We start from the raw sequence: 16,810 nt of genomic DNA, 5'->3' as shown, positions 1-16,810 counted from the left end.
CCGCGGCCTCGTGCCGGGCGCGGGCGCGGCGGCGGGCGGCCCGGGCGCGGGCCTCGCGTTCGGCGGCGGCGGCGCGGTCGAGCTGGTCGGCGCGGCCGGCCAGGGAGCGGACCCGTTCCTCGTGGGTGCGGACGGCGAGCCTGGCCTCCATCTCGGTGGCGCGGGCGGTGGTTCCGGCGGCGGCCAGGCGGTCGCGTTCGGCGGTGTCGGGCTCGTCCTCGGCGGCGGCGTCGAGTTCCTCGGCGGCCTCCAGCCGGGCGGTGAGTTCCTCCGCGGCGTCCCGGGCGTCGGCCAGGCCCTGTTCGGCGCGTTCCGCGGCGGCGGCGAGGCGTTCGGCCTCGCCGGCGGCGGCCCTGGCCTGTCCGGCGGACCGGCCGAGGGCGCCGGCGAGTTGGGCGCGTTCCCGCTCGGCGCGGCGGCGGGCCGCGGCCGATTCGTCCTGGGCCAGGGAGAGTTCGCGGCGGCGTTCGGCGGCGGCCGCCAGTTCCTCCGTCAACTGTGCGCAGCGGACGTCGAGTTCGTCGATCCGACGGGCCGCCTCGGCGACCTGGGCCTGGGTCTCCAGCAGGCTGGGCGCACCGGCGGCGCCGCCCTGGGCCCAGGCGGCGGCGAGCAGGTCGCCGTCGGCGGTGACGGCGGTGAGCCCGGGGTGCAGGGCGGTCAGCTCGCCGGCGGCGGCGAGGTCGGCGACGACGGCCGTCCGGGCGAGCAGGGTGTCGACGGCGGCGCGCAGCCCGGCGGGGGCGTCCACCAGGTCGGCCGCCCAGTGGGCGCCGTCGGGGAGTTCGGGCCGAGCGGGCCGTTCGGCGCCGGTCGGGCGGGGGGCGTCGGCGAGGAGCAGCGCGGCGCGGCCGGCGTCCTGCTTGCGCAGCAGCCGCAGTGCCTCGGCGGCGGTGTCCGGTCCGTCGACGGCGACGGCCTCGGCGGCGGCGCCGAGCGCGGCGGCGAGGGCGGTCTCGTGGCCGGGGTGGACGGTGAGCAGTTCGGCGGCGGAGCCGAGCACGCCGGCCGGGCGGTCGGCGGCGGTGAGCAGCGCGCCGCTGCCGTCCTTGCGGCGCAGGCCCAGGGAGAGCGCCTCGTGACGGGCGGTCAGCCCGGCCCGTTCGCGTTCGGCGGCCGCGGCGGCGTCCCGGGCGGCGGCGAGGGCGTGTTCGGCCTCCTGCAGGTCGGCGCGGGCCTGCTCGTGGGCGCGTTCGTGGTCGTCGTCGGCGGCGGCGAGGCCGTCGGTCTCCTCCTGGAGCTCCCGGTACTCCTGCTGGGCGGTCCCGGCGCGCTGCGCGGCCTCGGCGGCGGCCTCGGTGAGCCGGCCGATCTCGGCCTCGGCGGCGGCGGCCCGCGAGCGGGCGGCGGCGGCCTGGCCCTGCAGCCGGGCGAGGCCCTCGCGGCGGTCGGCGATGGCACGGGCCGCGCTCTTCAGCCGGGTCTCCTCGGCGGCGAGGGAGCGTTCGAGTTCGCCGCGGGTCTCGACGGTCTCGGCGAGGGCGTAGTGCGCCTCCTCCAGGGCCTCGGCGAGGGCGGCCTCCTCCTCGCGGACCCGGGCGGCCTCGGCGAGGAGTTCCTCGGGGTCGCGGCCGCGTCGTTCCTCGCCCTCGACACCGGTGCGGGCGTGCCGGACCTTCGCCTCGGCGAGTCCGACGGTGCCGCGGGTGCGCTCGGCGAGCGCGGAGAGCCGGTACCAGGTCTGCCGGACGGCCTCCAGCCGCGGCCCGAGCTGCTCGACCTGCGCCTCCAGCACCGCCTCGCGCTGGACGGCGCCGGCGAGCTGCTGCTCGACGGTGGTGCGGCGGACCTTGAGGGCGAGTTCGTCGGCGATCTCGGCCTCGACGGCGCGGCGCAGGCCGAGCAGGTCGTCGGCGAGCAGGCGCAGCCGGGCGTCGCGCAGTTCGGCCTGGATGCCGGCGGCGCGGCGGGCGATCCGGGCCTGCCGGCCGAGCGGGCCGAGCTGGCGGCGCAGTTCGGCGACGAGGTCCTGGACGCGGTTGAGGTTGCCCTGCATCGCGTCGAGCTTCCGCAGCGCCTTCTCCTTGCGCTTGCGGTGCTTGAGGACGCCGGCGGCCTCCTCGATGAAGGCGCGGCGGCCCATCGGGTCGGCCTGCAGGACGGAGTCCAGCCGGCCCTGGCCGACGATGACGTGCATCTCGCGGCCGATGCCGGAGTCGGAGAGCAGCTCCTGGATGTCGAGCAGCCGGCAGACCGTCCCGTTGAGCGCGTACTCGCTGCCGCCGTTGCGGAACATCGTCCGGGTGATGGTGACTTCGGAGTAGTCGATGGGCAGCGCGCCGTCGGTGTTGTCGATGGTGAGGCTGACCTCGGCGCGGCCCAGCGGGGCGCGACCGCCGGCGCCGGCGAAGATGACGTCCTCCATCTTGCCGCCGCGCAGCGATTTGGCGCCCTGTTCGCCCATCACCCAGGAGAGGGCGTCGACGACGTTGGACTTCCCGGATCCGTTCGGGCCGACCACGCAGGTGATGCCGGGTTCGAACCGCAGGGTCGTGGCCGAGGCGAACGACTTGAACCCGCGCAGCGTCAGACTCTTCAGGTGCACCCGTCCGACCTCCTCGCCAGCGTTCGACGTGTGCTGGCGACTGTATCCGGCCGTGGGCGGGAGACGGCGTCAGGAGGCGGTTTGGGTGCGACGCGGCATGGGCAGCATTCGCGCGGGGAGGGCTCCGGACACGACGAAGGGACGCCACACCGGACGTCCCTTGCAGGCTGCGATCCCTTTCGGGAAGCTCAGCGCACCGACGGCGTCGATCGATCGGATCGTGGAAGGATCAGGTGAGCGCAGGCTCCCGGTGATCCATGTCGATGCTGGTGAGCAGCGAGTGCTCGTCGGCGACAGCGGCGAGAGCGTCGTTCTCCGTCCGGAGCCGGAGAAGTTCGGCCTCCAGATCGTGAACGCGCTGCTGCAGCCGTCGCATCTCGGAGAGCATTCGCGGGTCGGGGCCGCCGACGTACCCGAGAAGCGCCTTTGCCATGATGTATGGTCCTCCACGCTGAGTGACCGAACCGTTTTGCGGTACTGGTCTAGGGGGAAGGGGTGCGCACGCCTCGTCCACCCGAACGTGCTGGCTGGGCACTCCAGGGCAAGCGCAGTGAGCTGGGCACACGACGGCTCGACCCTGCCGGGTAAACGCGGACTGGTGCGCGGGCTTCCAGCGTCTCACCAAAGACGGTACGGGTCAACACGATCACCGCACGCTACCGCGCCCCTCTCACCTGCATGGCGGGTAGGTCACACCACGGGGTAGGGCGGGCCACCTGGGCCGGTGGATCACTGCTGGTGCGGAGTCAACCACGAGTCTGCCCGATTGGCAACCGGATGACACCGGCAGTTGCCGGAGGGTCTCTCCATCCCTCCGGCAACTGCGGTGTGCTAGCGGATCGCGAATCCGTCGTACCCGTCCCCGGTCGCGGTCCAGATCTCGGTGACCCCGCTGACCTGGCCCGGAGTGTCCGGGCCGCGCAGCAGGACGAGGAGTTCCTCGCAGTCGGCGTGCAGTCCTTCGGCCACGACCTGCACCCGGCCGTCGCCGAGGTTCACGGCGTACCCGGTCAGGCCGATCTCCAGGGCGCGGGCCCTGGTCCACCACCGGAATCCGACCTCCTGGACCCGGCCGCGGACCCAGGCGGTGACCCGGACCGGCCGGACACCGTCGTGCCCCAGCGTGTGATGGCCGTAACTGTCGTGACCGTGCATGCCACGACCATAGTGCGACCCCGGACGGTCGGTGCGAAGTGGTTTCACCGCACCCGCACGGCACCTCCGCGACCCTGCGAAGCCCTTCGCGAGTCCCTCGGACGGGTGGCCGGCACGCGGCGGGCCGGATTCACCCGCCCGGCCGCGCGCCGGCGGCGGGGCGCACGGACCGGCGGTTCAGAAGCCGCCGCCGAAGTCCCCGCCCCCGCCGCCGCCGAAGTCCCCTCCGCCGCCCCCGTCGAAGCCGCCGAAGTCGTTCTGGTCGAAGTCGGCGCCGGAGTACTCGCCGCCCTCCGGGCCGCCCTGGTAGCCGTCGGCGGCCCAGGCGCTGCCCGGCGAGGCCAGCACCGAACCGAGCACGGTGCCGGCGACCAGCCCGGGCAGCATGCCCGAGCCGAAGTAGCCGCCGGCCCAGGGGCTGTACGCGGGCCCGGCGTTCCAGTACGGCTCGCGGCCGTGCTCGGTGGGCACCGTGCGGACGTCCGGGTCCAGGCCCGAACGCAGCCGGGCGGCGTCCTGCGCGCAGACCGGGACGCTGCGCGGCGCCCCGCCGGCCGGCGCCCAGTCGGCGTCCTCCGCGGACGGGCCGTGCCGCGGGTCGAAGAAGCACGGAGGACGGCGCTCCGGCAGCGGCCGCTTCTCGCGGCGGGCGGCGAGCACGGCCAGCGAGAACCGGCCGTCCTCCAGCGCCTCGGTCACCGGCCGGACGTCCTCCGGCCCGGTGGCCGCGTCCATCCGCTGCTTCGCCTGCTCGTAGGCGTCCAGCGCCCGGGTGTAGTCGGTGCGCTGCTCGTCGTCGGCGTCGGCCGCCCGCGGGTCGAAGTCCAGCCGGTCGAGCTCCTCGCCGAAGGCGGTGATGTCCTCGTCGACGACCGTCCGCAGCTGCGCGAGCTGGGCCCGGCGCTGCTCCTCCTTGCGGCGCCTGGCCCGCCGGAAGAGCAGCAGCACGCCGCCGCCGGCCAGGGCCAGCAGCACCAGCGGGACCACGATCGCGGCGGTGCTCACCCCGCCGGAGGCCACGCCGTGCCCACGGGTCTGCGGGGCGGCCTGGTCGACGAAGTCGTTGAGGGCGCCGTTGATGTCGTTCGGGTGGGCCCGGAAGGCGGCGCCGGCGATCCGGTCCGCGGAGGCCGGCGGCAGGGCCTGGCGGTCCGAGAACGCCTTGAACTGCTCACCGCGCCAGATCGCGTACACCCCGACGACGCCCACCTCGGTGCGCAGGTCGCGGGCGACGGTGGCCGCGGGGTACTGGTCGTTCGCCGGGACCACCGCGACGAAGATCGGCTTGTCGGTGTCGGCGATCTTCTTGGTCAGGTCGGCGGCCTGGGCCTCGGAGAAACGGCCGGTCATCGACGGGTCGACGTAGACCTTGCCCTGCTTGAGGGTCGCCGCGGCGTCGGGCACGCCGGCCGCGGACGCCGCCGGCGCGAGGAGCAGCAGCACGCCGGTCAGCAGCGCGGTCAGCGCGACCGCCGGGCGGTGCAGGAGGGTTCTCATGCCTCCGACGCTACCGCTCGGGCGCGCCCTCCCCCTCCTGCGGTCGCACGTCGGGCGCCCCGATCTGCGCCCCCGGTCTGATCCCTCCCCCGCCGACCGGCCGGAAGACCCCCCGGCGGTGCCGGACGCCGCCGCGGACGGGGCATAGTGGTGCCTGCCAGTCCGCTCATGATCGGAGCCCCCGTGTTCATCGGCCTCGTCACCGCCGTCGCGGCATCCGCCTGCTACGGCACCGGCTCCGTCCTGCAGGCGCTCGGCGCCCGGCGCTCGGCGCGCGAGGAGGCCGCCCGGTCCGAGGGCGGGGTGTCGCTGACCGAGCACGGCGGTCCGAGCCTGTCCTCGACCGCGAAGGCCGCCGTGACGTGGGAGTTCATCCTCGGCACGGTGCTGGACTTCGTCGGGTTCGGGCTGGGTGCGCTGGCCGCCCGGCTGCTGCCGCTGTTCCTCTCCCAGACGATCATCAGCGCCAACCTGGTCATCACCGCGCTGCTCAGCGTCAGACTGCTCGGGCTGCGGCTCAAGCAGTTGGAATGGCTGTCGATCGGCGTGCTGTGTGGGGCCCTGGTGATGCTGGCCGTGGCGGCCGGGCCGGAGGGCGACCACGTGGTCGCGCGGGCGGTGCACTGGTGGCTGCTGGCGGTGACGGTGGTGCTGATCGCCGGCGGCAGCCTGCTGGTGCGGCGCCTCGGACGCAGCGGGGCGATCGTGGCGGGCCTGCTGTCGGGCCTCGGCTTCGGCGCGCTGGGCATCGGCGTGCGGATCCTGGACGGCGTCGACCCGTTCGACCTGGTCGCGCTGGTGTCGGACCCGGCGCTGTACACCATCCTGGTCGGCGGCCTCGGCGGGATGTACCTGCACACCGTGGCCCTGCAGGTCGGCTCGGTGAACGGGGCGACCGCCGCGCTGGTGGTCGGCGAGACGGTGCTGCCGGGCGCGGTCGGGGTGATCTGGCTGGGCGACTCCTCGCGGGACGGCCTGGGCTGGCTGGCCGCGATCGGCTTCGTCCTGGCGGTGGTCAGCGCCGTCGGCGTCGCCTGGTTCGGCGAGGACGAGGGCGCCCTCCACGGCGTCGAACCCCACCAGCCCGAACTCGCCGACCGCTGAAGACCCGCCCCGGGGCAGCACCTCAGGGGCAGCACCTCAGGGGCGCGTGGGGGTCTGCCGTACGCCTATCGCTGTCGTGGCACCGGCTGGCAGCGGGGGCAGAAGTAGCTGGAGCGGTTCATCCAGGCCGCCCGGCGGATCGGCGTCCCGCAGCGGTGGCAGGGTTCGCCCTCGCGCCCGTAGGCGTCGAGGTCGCGGGCGAAGTAGCCGCTCTCCCCGTTCACGTTCACGTAGAGGCTGTCGAAGGTGGTGCCGCCGACGGCGAGCGCCGCGTTCATCACGTCCCGGGCGTGGCCGAGGAGTTCGGCGGCGCGGGGGCGGGTGATGCCGGTGGTGGGCCGGTCGTAGTGCAGCTTGGCGCGCCAGAGCGACTCGTCGGCGTAGATGTTGCCGACGCCGCTGATGAGGGTCTGGTCGAGCAGGGCGCGCTTCACGGTCGTCCGGCGGGCCCGCAGGGCGGTGACGAAGGCGGCGTCGTCGAAGCGTCCGTCGAGCGGGTCGCGGGCGATGTGGGCGAGCGAGACGGGGGTGGCCTCCGGGTCGTCGTCCTCGGCCTCCTCGACGGCGAGGCCGCCGAAGGTCCGCTGGTCGACGAAGCGCAGTTCGCGGCCTCCGTCGGTGAAGCGGAACCGCACCCGCAGGTGGGTCTCGTCGGGGGCGTCCGGGTCCTGGACGAGCAGTTGCCCGCTCATGCCGAGGTGGCCGACCATCGAGTGGCCGGTGCCGGGGAGCGGCACCCAGAGGTACTTGCCGCGGCGGTGGGCCTCGCCGAAGGTGGTGCCGACGAGGCGGGCGGCGAAGTCCTCGCCGCCCGCGGTGTGCCGGCGGACCGAGCGCGGGTGCAGGACCTGCACCTCGGCGACGGTGCGGCCGGCCGTCCAGCGGGCCAGGCCGCGGCGGACGACCTCGACCTCGGGGAGCTCGGGCATGCGGGCCGCCTCAGCCGGTGGTGTCGGGCGTGCTCTCGGCGTACTTGGCCTTGATGGCGCGCCAGGCGCTCTCGGCGGCCTTCTGCTCGGCCTCCTTCTTCGAGCGGCCGCTGCCGTGCCCGAAGTCCTGGCCGGCGACGCGGGCGGCGGCGTCGAAGGTCTTCTCGTGGTCGGGTCCGGACTCGGACACCACGTACTCGGGCACGCCGATGCCGACGGCGGCGGTGAGTTCCTGGAGGCTGGTCTTCCAGTCCAGGCCGGCGCCGAGCTGCGAGGACTCCTCGATCAGCGGGTCGAACAGCCGGTGGACGAACTCGGTGGCGGCGTCCAGGCCGCGGTCGAGGTAGACCGCACCGATCACGGCTTCGACGGTGTCGGCGAGGATCGACGACTTGTCGCGGCCGCCGGTGCCCTCCTCGCCCTTGCCGAGGCGGATGAAGGTGCCGAGTTCGAGGCCGCGGCCGACCTCGGCGAGCGCGCGGGAGTTCACCACCGCGGCGCGGAGTTTGGCGAGCGTGCCCTCGGCGACCTCCGGGTGGAGGCGGTAGAGGGTGTCGGTCACCACCAGGCCCAGCACCGAGTCGCCGAGGAACTCGAGGCGCTCGTTGGTGGGCAGCCCGCCGTTCTCGTACGCGTACGAGCGGTGGGTGAGGGCGCGTACCAGAAGGGCGCGCTCGAGCTCGTACCCGAGGCGCCCTTCCAGGACGTCGTATTCGGTCGAGGCCGGCCCGCCGCCCTTGCCCCCGTTCGAAGGGCCCGGCTTGCGGGAGGAGTTGCCGTCCGACATCGATCCGTGCACCCCGCCGATCAGACCGAGAGGACCTGGCGACGGTTGTACGTGCCGCAGCTCGGGCACGCGATGTGCGCCAGCTTCGGCTCGTGGCAGCGGTCGCACGCGACGAGCGCGGGCGCGACGGCCTTCCAGTTGGACCGGCGGTGGCGCGTGTTGCTGCGCGACATCTTCCGCTTCGGAACAGCCACGGCTACTTCTCCTGGTTCTCGGCGAGACCCTCACGGGTGTCGCTGTTCTTGTTCTCGTCACCCTCGTCGCCGGGGGCGGCGGAGAGTCCCTGCAGAGCCGCCCACCGGGGGTCGACGGCGTCGTGGTGGTGGGCCGGGTCGTCGCTCAGGCGTGCCCCGCACTCGGAGCAGAGGCCCAGGCAGTCGTCCTGGCACACCGGCTGCAGCGGCAGTGCGAGCACCACCGCGTCACGCAGCACCGGCTGGAGGTCGAAGAAATCGCCCTCCAGTCGGTAAGTCTCGTCCTCGGAGTCCTCGTCGAGGTCCTCCGCCCCGGCCGTCCGGGCGCGGTGGCGCTCGTCGGACTCCGGGTAGTAGTAGAGCTCCTGGAAGTCGACCTCCAGGTCGTCGTCCATCGGCTCCAGGCAGCGCACGCACTCGCCCTCGACGTGCGCCTCGGCGGTGCCGGTGACCAGCACGCCCTCGACGACCGACTCCAGGCGGAGCTCCAGCGAGATCTCGCTCTTCTCCGGGACCCCGATGACCTCCGCGACGCCCAGGCCCTGCGGGGCCTCCAGGGTCCGCGACACCGTGCGCATCGAGCCGGGGCGACGACCGAGTTCGTGCGTGTCGAACACGAGTGGGTCGCGGTGGTCGAGGCGGTTCAAGGTGTCCTGACTTCCTGGGGCGGTACGCATCCCTGCGTTCCGCGGATCCTTCTGCGGTGGTGTGCGTGACCGGTGTGCGGGCACGCGACGGGGCCGGTGCGAACAGGCCGGAGTGGTCAGACTACCGGAGACTCGGGCCAGGCCCAAAGTCGGTGCCCGACCCTCCGCCCTCAGCGGCCGCCGAGCTCCCGCAGTTTGGTCATGTCGATCATGCTGGTGTCGAAGAAGCTCGTCTCGTCCAGACCGGCCTGCTGCTGGTGCGGCAGCGGGGCCTGCGGCTGCTGCTGGTAGCCGTACTGGTTGCCGTACGGGTCGGTCTGGTAGCCCTGCTGCTGGTAGTAGCCGTCCGCCACGCCCTCCTGGCCCTGGTAGGCCACGGCGGGCTGCTGGTAGCCGTACTGGTTGCCGTACGGGTCGGCCTGGCCGCCCGCGGAGGGGTCGTAGCCGCCGCCGTACACGTCGGCGTACTGCGGGGCGCCCTGGTTGCCGTACGGGTCCTCGCCCGGGTTCTGCCAGCCGGCCGCGGCGGGCGTCTGGTCGGGCCAGGCCTGCTGCTGCGGCACCTCCTCGCGGTACCAGGGCTGCTCCTCGCCCTCGGTCGCGAAGCCGGCGGCGACCGCCTCGGCGCGGTCCTTCTGCTGCTGGGCCTCGTCGGCGGCGGCCAGGTAGGCGCCGAGCTCGTCGATGGGCTGCTTGCCGAGGAGCTTGTCGCGGCCCTTGCCGACCGCCTGCAGGGTGGCGCCGAGCACCGCCTCCAGGGTGGCGAGCTTGGCGTCGACGTACTCGTCGGCCTCCGGGCTGGGGCTGACCCGCGGCTGGAACTCCTCGCCGTCCTCGCCCGTCCCGTCCTCGGGCTCGTACACGCCCGCGCCGCGCAGCTTCTGCCGGCCGCGGCCGACCGCGCCGAGCGTCTTGGTCAGCACGACCTCGAAGTTGGCGAGCTTGGAGTCGACGTAGTCGTCGGCCTCGGCACGCTTGGCCTCCACCTCGGCGCGGGCCTCGGCGAGGATCCGGTCCGCCTCCGCCCGGGCGCGCATCACGACCTCGGTGTCGGAGATGAGCGAGCCGCGCTCGTCGTGCGCCCCGCGGATGATCTCCTCCGCCTGGGAGTGCGCGTCCGCGACCATCTGCTGGTGGTCGGCGACCACCGACTGGGCCTGCGCGAGCTCGGCGGGCAGCGCGGCCTTCAGGTCACGGAGCATGCCGACCAGGTCGGCCCGGTTCACCACGCACGACGCCGACATCGGCATGGCGCGGGCGTTCTCCACCGACGCGACGATCTCGTCCAGTTGCTGCTGCACGTCCACGGGCGCTTCTGTCTTTCCGTGTGCCGCCGGGGATCCTGGCGGAGGCAGGCCCCGAAGCGCGAGCGGCACCGCGGGGCAGGACTACAGACTGTACGGCCACTGGGGGCGCGGCTCACAACATCCGGCACGGCCGGGCGTTCCGGCCGCGCCGGGAGGCTGTGACGGTTCGCCAGGATTATCCGTTTCGACCGGGTACATCCCGACAGCGGGCCTCCCGGCCGGGGCGGTCCGGCCCCGGCCGGGACACGATCGCCCCCGCCGTCAGCCGCGGCGCTCGGCGATCCGGTCGACCAGCCGGCGGTGCACCGCCTCGGGCAGCAGGTGCGAGACGTCGCCGCCGAGCGAGGCCACCTCCTTGACCAGGGTCGAGGAGAGGAAGCTGTACGTCGGCGAGGTCGGCACGAAGAGCGTCTCGACACCGCTGAGGCCGTGGTTCATCTGGGCCATCTGCAGCTCGTAGTCGAAGTCGCTGACCGCGCGCAGGCCCTTGATGATGGCCGGGATGCCGCGCTCCTTGCAGAAGTCGACCAACAGGCCGTTGTGCGACTCGACCTTCACGTTGCCGAGCTTGGCGGTGGTCTCCTCGATGAGCCCGATGCGCTCCTCGATGGTGAACATGCCCTGCTTGTTCTTGTTGATCAGGACGGCGACATGGACGACGTCGTAGAGCCGGGAGGCCCGCTCGATGATGTCGAGGTGTCCGTTGGTGATGGGGTCGAAGGACCCCGGACAGACGGCGCGGCGCATGTCGTGTGCTCCCTTGTGGGGTAACCGGTGCTACGAGTGTCGATCGGCCTCGTCGGCGGCGCGACCGTACCAGAGGGTGCCCTCGCCGTACCTGCGCGAGCGCAGCGCTTCGAAGCCCTCCGGCCAGCCGAACTCGCCGCCGCGGGTGCTGCGTTCCACGGTGACCAGAACGTCCTCCGCGATCCAGCCCCCGGCACGGAGTGTGATCAGCATCTCGCGCACCTCGTCGTCCGTCACCGAGTACGGCGGGTCCATGAACACCAGGTCGTAGGGGACCGCCGGGGCGGGCCCGGCGATCACCCGCTCGGCCCGGTCGGCCCGCACCTCGGCACCCGGCAGGCCGAGGGTGCGCACGTTCTCCCGGATCACCCGGGCCGCGCTCGCGTCCGACTCCACCAGCAGCGTGTGCTCCGCGCCCCGGGAGAGCGCCTCCAGGCCGACCGCGCCGGACCCGCCGAACAGGTCGAGCATCCGCGCCCCGTGCACGGTGCCGCGCAGCGCCTCCAGCGTGGAGAACATCGCCTCCCGCGCCTTGTCGGAGGTGGGTCGGGTGGTCCGGCCGGGCGGTACGGCCAGCCGGCGGCCGCCGGCGGTGCCAGCGATGACGCGGGTCATGGGGTGCGCGGTCCTCTCTCGTGCCTGTCGCTGCGGAGCCCCGTCGGCGGACCGGCGGGGCTCCCCCATTCAAGCGCGCCGCGCGGCCCCGTGCGTCACTCGGCGGGCGCGGCCGACCCCAGCAGTGCCGGCGAGGCGAACCGCGACCAGGACAGGCAGCCGTCCGGCGGGCAGTGCTCGGGGCGGCGCGGGTCGTGGCCGAGCTCGCGGAGCTTGGTGCGGACGGAGTCCGGCGTGCGGCCGTAGCGGGCGGCGATCCGGGCGATCGTCTCGCCGGCGTGGAAGCGGCGGACGAGCTCCTCCTCGTGCTGCGGCACCCAGGGGGCGCCGTGGCCCGGGTACAGCTCGCGCAGCACGTCGCGGTCGGGGATCGGCTCGGCGACGTCGGCGACGATCGCGAGGGCGCGCAGCGCCCGGTTGAGCGCGATCCGCAGGCTCGCGACGTCCTCGACCGGCAGCCGGAGCCGGCCGGAGGCGAACGGGGTGGCCGCCGCCCCCTCGCGCCAGCCGTTCAGGGTGAGGGTGACCTCGCGGTCGTCCTCGCTCGCGAGCTCGATCCGGAAGACCTTGTCGCCGAGCGGCAGCTCGTTGAGATGACGGAATGCCATGGAGACCCCCAAGTGTCGTGCCGGGCAAGCATGTTGGGAGTGCGCCCGAACAACACCATTCTCCCTCCGGGCACTGACAGTCGCCGGGGCTCCGGGCCCGTCCGTCAGCCCTTCTCCAGGTACTCGGCGCGGTCCTCGTCGAGCAGGCTCTCCAGGGCGGTGCGCAGGTCGGGGTGGTCGGCGAGGTCCGGATCGGCGGCGACCAGGCGGGTGGCCTCCTCGCGGGCGGTGGCGATGACGTCCTCGTCGACCAGCACGCTCAGCACCTTGAGCGAGGACTTCACCCCCGACTGCGCCTGGCCGAGCACGTCGCCCTCGCGGCGCTGCTCCAGGTCGATCCGGGACAGCTCGAAGCCGTCCAGGGTGCCGGCCACCGCGTCCAGCCGGCCGCGGGCCGGGCTCGCCGCCGGCATGTCGGTGACCAGCAGGCAGAGGCCGGCCGCGCTGCCGCGCCCGACCCGGCCGCGCAGCTGGTGCAGCTGGGAGACGCCGAAGCGGTCGGCGTCCATGATGACCATCACGGTGGAGTTGGGGACGTTGACGCCGACCTCGATGACGGTGGTGGCGACGAGCACGTCCACCTGCCCGGCCGCGAACCGCTTCATGACGTCGTCCTTGGCCTCCGGCGCCAGCCGGCCGTGCAGGATCTCGATCCGCAGCCCGGCGAGCGGCCCCTTCGCGAGCATCTCGGCCGTCTCGACCACGGACAGCGGCGGCCGCCGGTCGTCGCTCGCGGCGCCGACGTCCTCCAGGTCCTCCTCCGCGGACTTCCGCTTCTTCCGGGGCTCCTCGGGCTCGTCGCCGATCCGCGGGCAGACCACGTACGCCTGGTGGCCCTTGCCGACCTCCTCGCGCACCCGCTCCCAGGTGCGGGCGAGGAAGTTGGGCTTCTCGACGGCGGGCACCACGTGGCTGGAGATCGGCGAGCGGCCGGCCGGCAGCTGGTCGAGGACGGAGGTCTCCAGGTCGCCGAAGACGGTCATGGCGACGGTGCGCGGGATCGGCGTCGCCGTCATCACCAGCAGGTGCGCCGGCCGTTCGCCCTTGGCGCGCAGCGCGTCGCGCTGCTCGACGCCGAAGCGGTGCTGCTCGTCGACGACGACCAGGCCGAGGTCCTGGAACTGCACCTTGTCCTCGATCAGGGCGTGCGTGCCGACGGTGATGCCGGCGTCGCCGCTGGCCATGTCGAGCATCGCCTGGCGGCGGGCGGGCACGCCCATGGAGCCGGTGAGCAGCACCACCTTGGTGCCGAGCTCGGAGCCGCCGAGCATGCCGCCCTCGGCGAGGTCGCCCATCATCTCCACGATCGAGCGGTGGTGCTGCTGGGCGAGCACCTCGGTGGGGGCGAGCATGACGGCCTGGCCGCCCGCGTCGACCACGCCGAGCATGGCGCGCAGCGCGACGAGGGTCTTGCCGGAGCCGACCTCGCCCTGCAGCAGCCGGTGCATCGGGTGCTCGCTCGCGACGTCGTCGAAGATCTCGGCGCAGACCTTCTGCTGACCGTCGGTCAGCCGGAAGGGCAGCCGGGCGTCGAAGGCGTCGAGCAGGCCGTCGGGGCGGCGGTGCCGCGCGGTGGCGGGCAGGGCGGAGTCGGCGGCGCGGCGGCGGGCCAGCGCGACCTGGAGGACGAAGGCCTCGTCCCAGCGCAGCCGGTTCTGGGCGCGTTCGCGGTCGGCCTGGGTGCGCGGCCGGTGGATCAGTTCGAGGGCCTCGGGCAGCGGGATCAGCCCGTGCGCGGCGCGCAGCTCGGCGGGCAGCGGTTCGCCGACGTCCGCGAGGTGCTTGTCCAGGGCGATCTCGACGCACTTGACCAGCTTCCAGCTGGGCATCTGGGCGCTGGCCGGGTAGACCGGGATGAGCCGGCCGGCGAAGGCGCTCGCGGCGCCGGTGTCGGCGTCCTCGTCGAGCAGCTGGTAGTCGGGCGAGGCGAGCTGCCGGGTGCGGTTGAAGAGGCCGACCTTGCCGGCGAACAGGCCCTGCGCGCCGGGGCGGAGCTCCTTCTGCCGCCAGCCCTGGTTGAAGAAGACGAGGGTGAGCCGGCTGCGCCCGTCGGTGACGATCACCTCCAGCCGGTCGCCCTTGCGGCCGCGGAACGGGATCAGGGTGACCTTCTCGATCCGGGCGAGGACGGTGGCGTGCTCGTCCACCTCCAGCTCGTCGAGGCTGGTGAGCTGGCCGCGCTCGACGTACCGGCGCGGGTAGTGGTGCAGCAGGTCGCCGACTGTGCGCAGCTTGAGGGAGTCGGCGAGGACCTTGGCGGTGCGGTCGCCGACCAGCTTGGTCAGTGGTTCATCGAGAGCGCCCATCACGCCCTATTGGACACCACGGCGACGACAGCGCGGGCGCGCGCGGCCTCACTCCACGCCGATGAGCAGCAGCTCGGACTCCTGGCCGCCGTGGTAGACGACCGTGTCGACCTCGGGGCGCTGCCGCCGGGCGTGGGCGACGAGGTCCTCGGCGAGGTGCCCGGGGGCGTCCGCGCCGAGCACCAGGGTGACGAGTTCGCCGCCGGCGGCGAGCATCCGGTCGAGCAGGGTGGCGGCGGTCTCGGCGGCGTCGGTGCCGATGACGGCGACGTCGCCGTCGATCAGGCCGAGCACGTCGCCGGCCTGGCAGACGCCCGCCATCGTCCAGGACTCCCCCTCGGCGACGGCGAGTTCGGCGTGCCGGGTGGCGCCGGCCGCGGAGGTCATGGCGACCACGTCCTCGTCGAAGCGGCGGCCGGCGTCGTGGACGGCGAGGGCGGCGAGCCCCTGGACGGGCGAGCGGGTGGGCAGCACGGCGATCCGCACGCCCTCCTCGCGGAGCTGGTCGGCGGCGGCCCCGGCGGCGGCGCGCAGTTCGGGGTCGTTGAGCAGCACGATCACCTCGCGGGCGGCGCAGCGCCGGACGGCGTCGGCGAGTTCGGCGCTGACCGGCGGGCGGTCCGGGTCGGCGTGCAGCACGGCCGAGCCGGCCTGCTCGCAGAGCTCGGCGAGGCCGTGGCCGCTGACCACGCTGAGCACCGCGCGGGCGGGGGCGGAGGGCTCGGGGCGGCTGCCGGCGCCGGCGCGGGCCGCGGCCTCGGCGAAGTGGGTGATCCGGATCCGGTAGGGCCGGCCGGCCTCCACGCCGGCCTCGACGGCGGCGCCGGCGTCGTCGACGTGCACGTGGACGTTCCACAGGCCGTCGCCGCCGCCGACCACCAGGGAGTCGCCGAGGGCGGCGAGCCGGGTGCGCAGGGCGGGCATCGCGTCCTCCTCGGCCTCCAGCAGATAGATGACCTCGAAGGCGGGGTGGCCGGGCAGCCGGGCGTGGCCCTCGCAGTCGTCGTGGTGGGCGGGGAGCGGCCGGACGGTCTCGTGGCGCAGCGCCATCGGGCCCATCGGGGTGTGGCCGAGGACGGTGTCGGCGAGCGCCCCGAGGACGGCGACCAGGCCGCGGCCGCCGGCGTCGACCACGCCGGCCTCGGCGAGGACGTCGAGCTGCTCGGGGGTGTGCTGGAGGGCGGCGCGGGCGGCGCTGCAGGCGGTGCGCGCGGTGTCGGCGAGGCTGCCGTCCTCGGCGGCGGCCGCGCGGGCGGCCTCGGCGGCGACGGTGAGCAGGGTGCCCTCGACCGGGTCGGCGACGGCCAGGTAGGCGGCCTCGGCGGCGCGCGGCAGGGCGCGGCGCAGGGCGGGGGCGTCGCCGCCGTCGGCCAGGCCCTCGGCGAGGCCGCGCAGCCACTGGGCGAGGATCACTCCGGAGTTCCCGCGGGCGCCGATGAGCGCGCCGCGGGCCATCGCGGCGGTGATCGGGCCGAGGCCGTCGCCGTCGGCCGCCGGGTCGCCCGCGGCCTCCTCGGCGGCCTCGGTGGCGGCCTCGACGGTCAGGTAGAGGTTGGTGCCGGTGTCGCCGTCGGGGACGGGGTAGACGTTGAGCGCGTCGATCTCCTCCCGGGCCTGGCCGAGGGCGGTCAGCGCCAGCCGGCACCAGGTGCGGACGGCCGTGGCGTCGAGCGTGTCCAGCACCAGGTCTCCTCCGGGTGAACGCCACGGGAACGCCCGCCGGCGCGGGGGCTGCCGGAGGCGGTGGCGGTGGGGCGATGCTGGCAGGTTATCGGGGCCGGGCGGGGGCGTCGCGGCCGGGAGCGTCCGGGCCCGCGCGCCGCCCGGGCACGATCACCGGCGCCGACATGGTAGTTTCGTAGCTCGGGAGCAGGCGTTGTATGCTCTCCCGGTTGCCCGGAACAACCCGGGCTCACCCCTTGATCCGATTCGCCCCACGTGCGTGGTGTCGGTGGGTTCAGCCGGGGTTTTCGAACGTACCTGATCTGAAGTCTTGGAGTGACTCCTGTGGCTGCCAACTGCGACGTCTGCGGCAAGGGGCCGGGCTTCGGCAACAGCATCTCCCACTCGCACCGCCGTACCCCCCGTCGTTGGAACCCCAACATTCAGACGGTGCGCGCTGTGATTGGGCGGACGCCGAAGCGGCTCAACGTCTGCACCTCGTGCATCAAGGCCGGTAAGGTCTCGCGCTGACGCGCAGACCGGTACGCCGGTCCTCCGGACAGCCGATCCACCCTCGGGTGGGTCGGCTGTCCTGCGTTCCCCGCCGGTCCTGCCGTGCCGGTTCCGCACTGCCGCGGGCCGTCGGCCCGGGGGGCGGGTCCGCGGGGGCCGGCGGCGGCCCCCGCGGCCGTCCCACTGGCCACCGC

General features: G+C 74.2%; 16 protein-coding genes. 2 read left to right on the top strand and 14 right to left on the bottom strand.

Features of this window, described 5'->3' with window-relative positions:
- From smc to ABZ641_RS11355, 4 genes are all read right to left on the bottom strand, one after another.
- The coding region (gene smc / locus ABZ641_RS11370; protein ID WP_359980951.1) for a chromosome segregation protein SMC at nucleotides 1–2,545 on the bottom strand (2,545 nt) is incomplete at its 3' end.
- A 229-nt stretch (nucleotides 2,546–2,774) separates the two neighbouring features.
- The gene (locus tag ABZ641_RS11365; protein WP_344627281.1) at nucleotides 2,775–2,978 is read right to left on the bottom strand and encodes a hypothetical protein; all 204 of its coding nucleotides are present in this window, start codon (nucleotides 2,976–2,978) and stop codon (nucleotides 2,775–2,777) included.
- A 398-nt stretch (nucleotides 2,979–3,376) separates the two neighbouring features.
- The gene (locus tag ABZ641_RS11360) at nucleotides 3,377–3,700 is read right to left on the bottom strand and encodes an acylphosphatase (protein ID WP_263103514.1); all 324 of its coding nucleotides are present in this window, start codon (nucleotides 3,698–3,700) and stop codon (nucleotides 3,377–3,379) included.
- Nucleotides 3,701–3,877: 177 nt separating this feature from the next.
- The gene (locus ABZ641_RS11355) at nucleotides 3,878–5,197 is read right to left on the bottom strand and encodes a hypothetical protein (protein ID WP_344627282.1); all 1,320 of its coding nucleotides are present in this window, start codon (nucleotides 5,195–5,197) and stop codon (nucleotides 3,878–3,880) included.
- A gap of 183 nt (nucleotides 5,198–5,380) precedes the next feature.
- On the opposite strand from ABZ641_RS11355, the gene ABZ641_RS11350 reads away from it, so the two are divergent.
- The gene (locus ABZ641_RS11350) at nucleotides 5,381–6,301 is read left to right on the top strand and encodes a hypothetical protein (protein ID WP_344627302.1); all 921 of its coding nucleotides are present in this window, start codon (nucleotides 5,381–5,383) and stop codon (nucleotides 6,299–6,301) included.
- Between the two features lie 65 nt (nucleotides 6,302–6,366).
- On the opposite strand, the gene mutM is transcribed toward ABZ641_RS11350, so the two are convergent.
- The 10 genes from mutM to ABZ641_RS11300 form a co-directional block, all read right to left on the bottom strand.
- Nucleotides 6,367–7,230 carry a bifunctional DNA-formamidopyrimidine glycosylase/DNA-(apurinic or apyrimidinic site) lyase gene (gene mutM / locus ABZ641_RS11345; RefSeq protein WP_344627283.1) on the bottom strand — a complete coding sequence of 288 codons (864 nt, stop codon included), beginning with the start codon at nucleotides 7,228–7,230 and terminating at the stop codon, nucleotides 6,367–6,369.
- 10 nt (nucleotides 7,231–7,240) lie between these two features.
- Nucleotides 7,241–8,017 (bottom strand): ribonuclease III, encoded by a 777-nt coding sequence (gene rnc, locus ABZ641_RS11340; protein WP_043175798.1) that lies wholly within the window; start codon nucleotides 8,015–8,017, stop codon nucleotides 7,241–7,243.
- Between the two features lie 20 nt (nucleotides 8,018–8,037).
- Nucleotides 8,038–8,211 carry a 50S ribosomal protein L32 gene (rpmF, locus tag ABZ641_RS11335; protein ID WP_030275709.1) on the bottom strand — a complete coding sequence of 58 codons (174 nt, stop codon included), beginning with the start codon at nucleotides 8,209–8,211 and terminating at the stop codon, nucleotides 8,038–8,040.
- Between the two features lie 2 nt (nucleotides 8,212–8,213).
- The gene (locus tag ABZ641_RS11330) at nucleotides 8,214–8,888 is read right to left on the bottom strand and encodes a DUF177 domain-containing protein (protein ID WP_344627284.1); all 675 of its coding nucleotides are present in this window, start codon (nucleotides 8,886–8,888) and stop codon (nucleotides 8,214–8,216) included.
- A 140-nt stretch (nucleotides 8,889–9,028) separates the two neighbouring features.
- Nucleotides 9,029–10,165, bottom strand: a complete 1,137-nt coding sequence (locus tag ABZ641_RS11325) for a cell division initiation protein (RefSeq protein WP_344627285.1) — start codon at nucleotides 10,163–10,165, stop codon at nucleotides 9,029–9,031.
- Between the two features lie 261 nt (nucleotides 10,166–10,426).
- Nucleotides 10,427–10,912: a pantetheine-phosphate adenylyltransferase gene (coaD, locus tag ABZ641_RS11320; protein WP_344627286.1), complete on the bottom strand. Its 486-nt coding sequence runs from the start codon at nucleotides 10,910–10,912 to the stop codon at nucleotides 10,427–10,429.
- Between the two features lie 30 nt (nucleotides 10,913–10,942).
- Nucleotides 10,943–11,527, bottom strand: coding sequence for a 16S rRNA (guanine(966)-N(2))-methyltransferase RsmD (gene rsmD / locus ABZ641_RS11315; RefSeq protein WP_359980945.1), 585 nt, complete (start codon nucleotides 11,525–11,527; stop codon nucleotides 10,943–10,945).
- Nucleotides 11,528–11,622: 95 nt separating this feature from the next.
- Nucleotides 11,623–12,135, bottom strand: a complete 513-nt coding sequence (locus tag ABZ641_RS11310; RefSeq protein WP_344627288.1) for a hypothetical protein — start codon at nucleotides 12,133–12,135, stop codon at nucleotides 11,623–11,625.
- 104 nt (nucleotides 12,136–12,239) lie between these two features.
- A complete protein-coding gene (recG, locus tag ABZ641_RS11305) occupies nucleotides 12,240–14,441 on the bottom strand; it encodes an ATP-dependent DNA helicase RecG (RefSeq protein WP_359980942.1) in 2,202 nt (733 codons plus the stop codon).
- 48 nt (nucleotides 14,442–14,489) lie between these two features.
- The gene (locus ABZ641_RS11300) at nucleotides 14,490–16,124 is read right to left on the bottom strand and encodes a DAK2 domain-containing protein (protein WP_359980939.1); all 1,635 of its coding nucleotides are present in this window, start codon (nucleotides 16,122–16,124) and stop codon (nucleotides 14,490–14,492) included.
- 324 nt (nucleotides 16,125–16,448) lie between these two features.
- Between ABZ641_RS11300 and rpmB the strand changes: the two genes are divergently transcribed.
- Entirely contained in the window at nucleotides 16,449–16,634 is a 186-nt protein-coding gene (gene rpmB, locus ABZ641_RS11295; protein WP_014138233.1) for a 50S ribosomal protein L28, read from the top strand.
- The last annotated feature ends 176 nt before the right edge of the window (nucleotides 16,635–16,810 follow it).

The organism is Kitasatospora sp. NPDC007106 (assembly GCF_040634455.1).
Lineage (GTDB): Bacteria > Actinomycetota > Actinomycetes > Streptomycetales > Streptomycetaceae > Kitasatospora > Kitasatospora arboriphila.
Note: the sequence above shows the minus strand (reverse complement) of the source record. Positions and strands in the feature narration are given on the sequence as shown.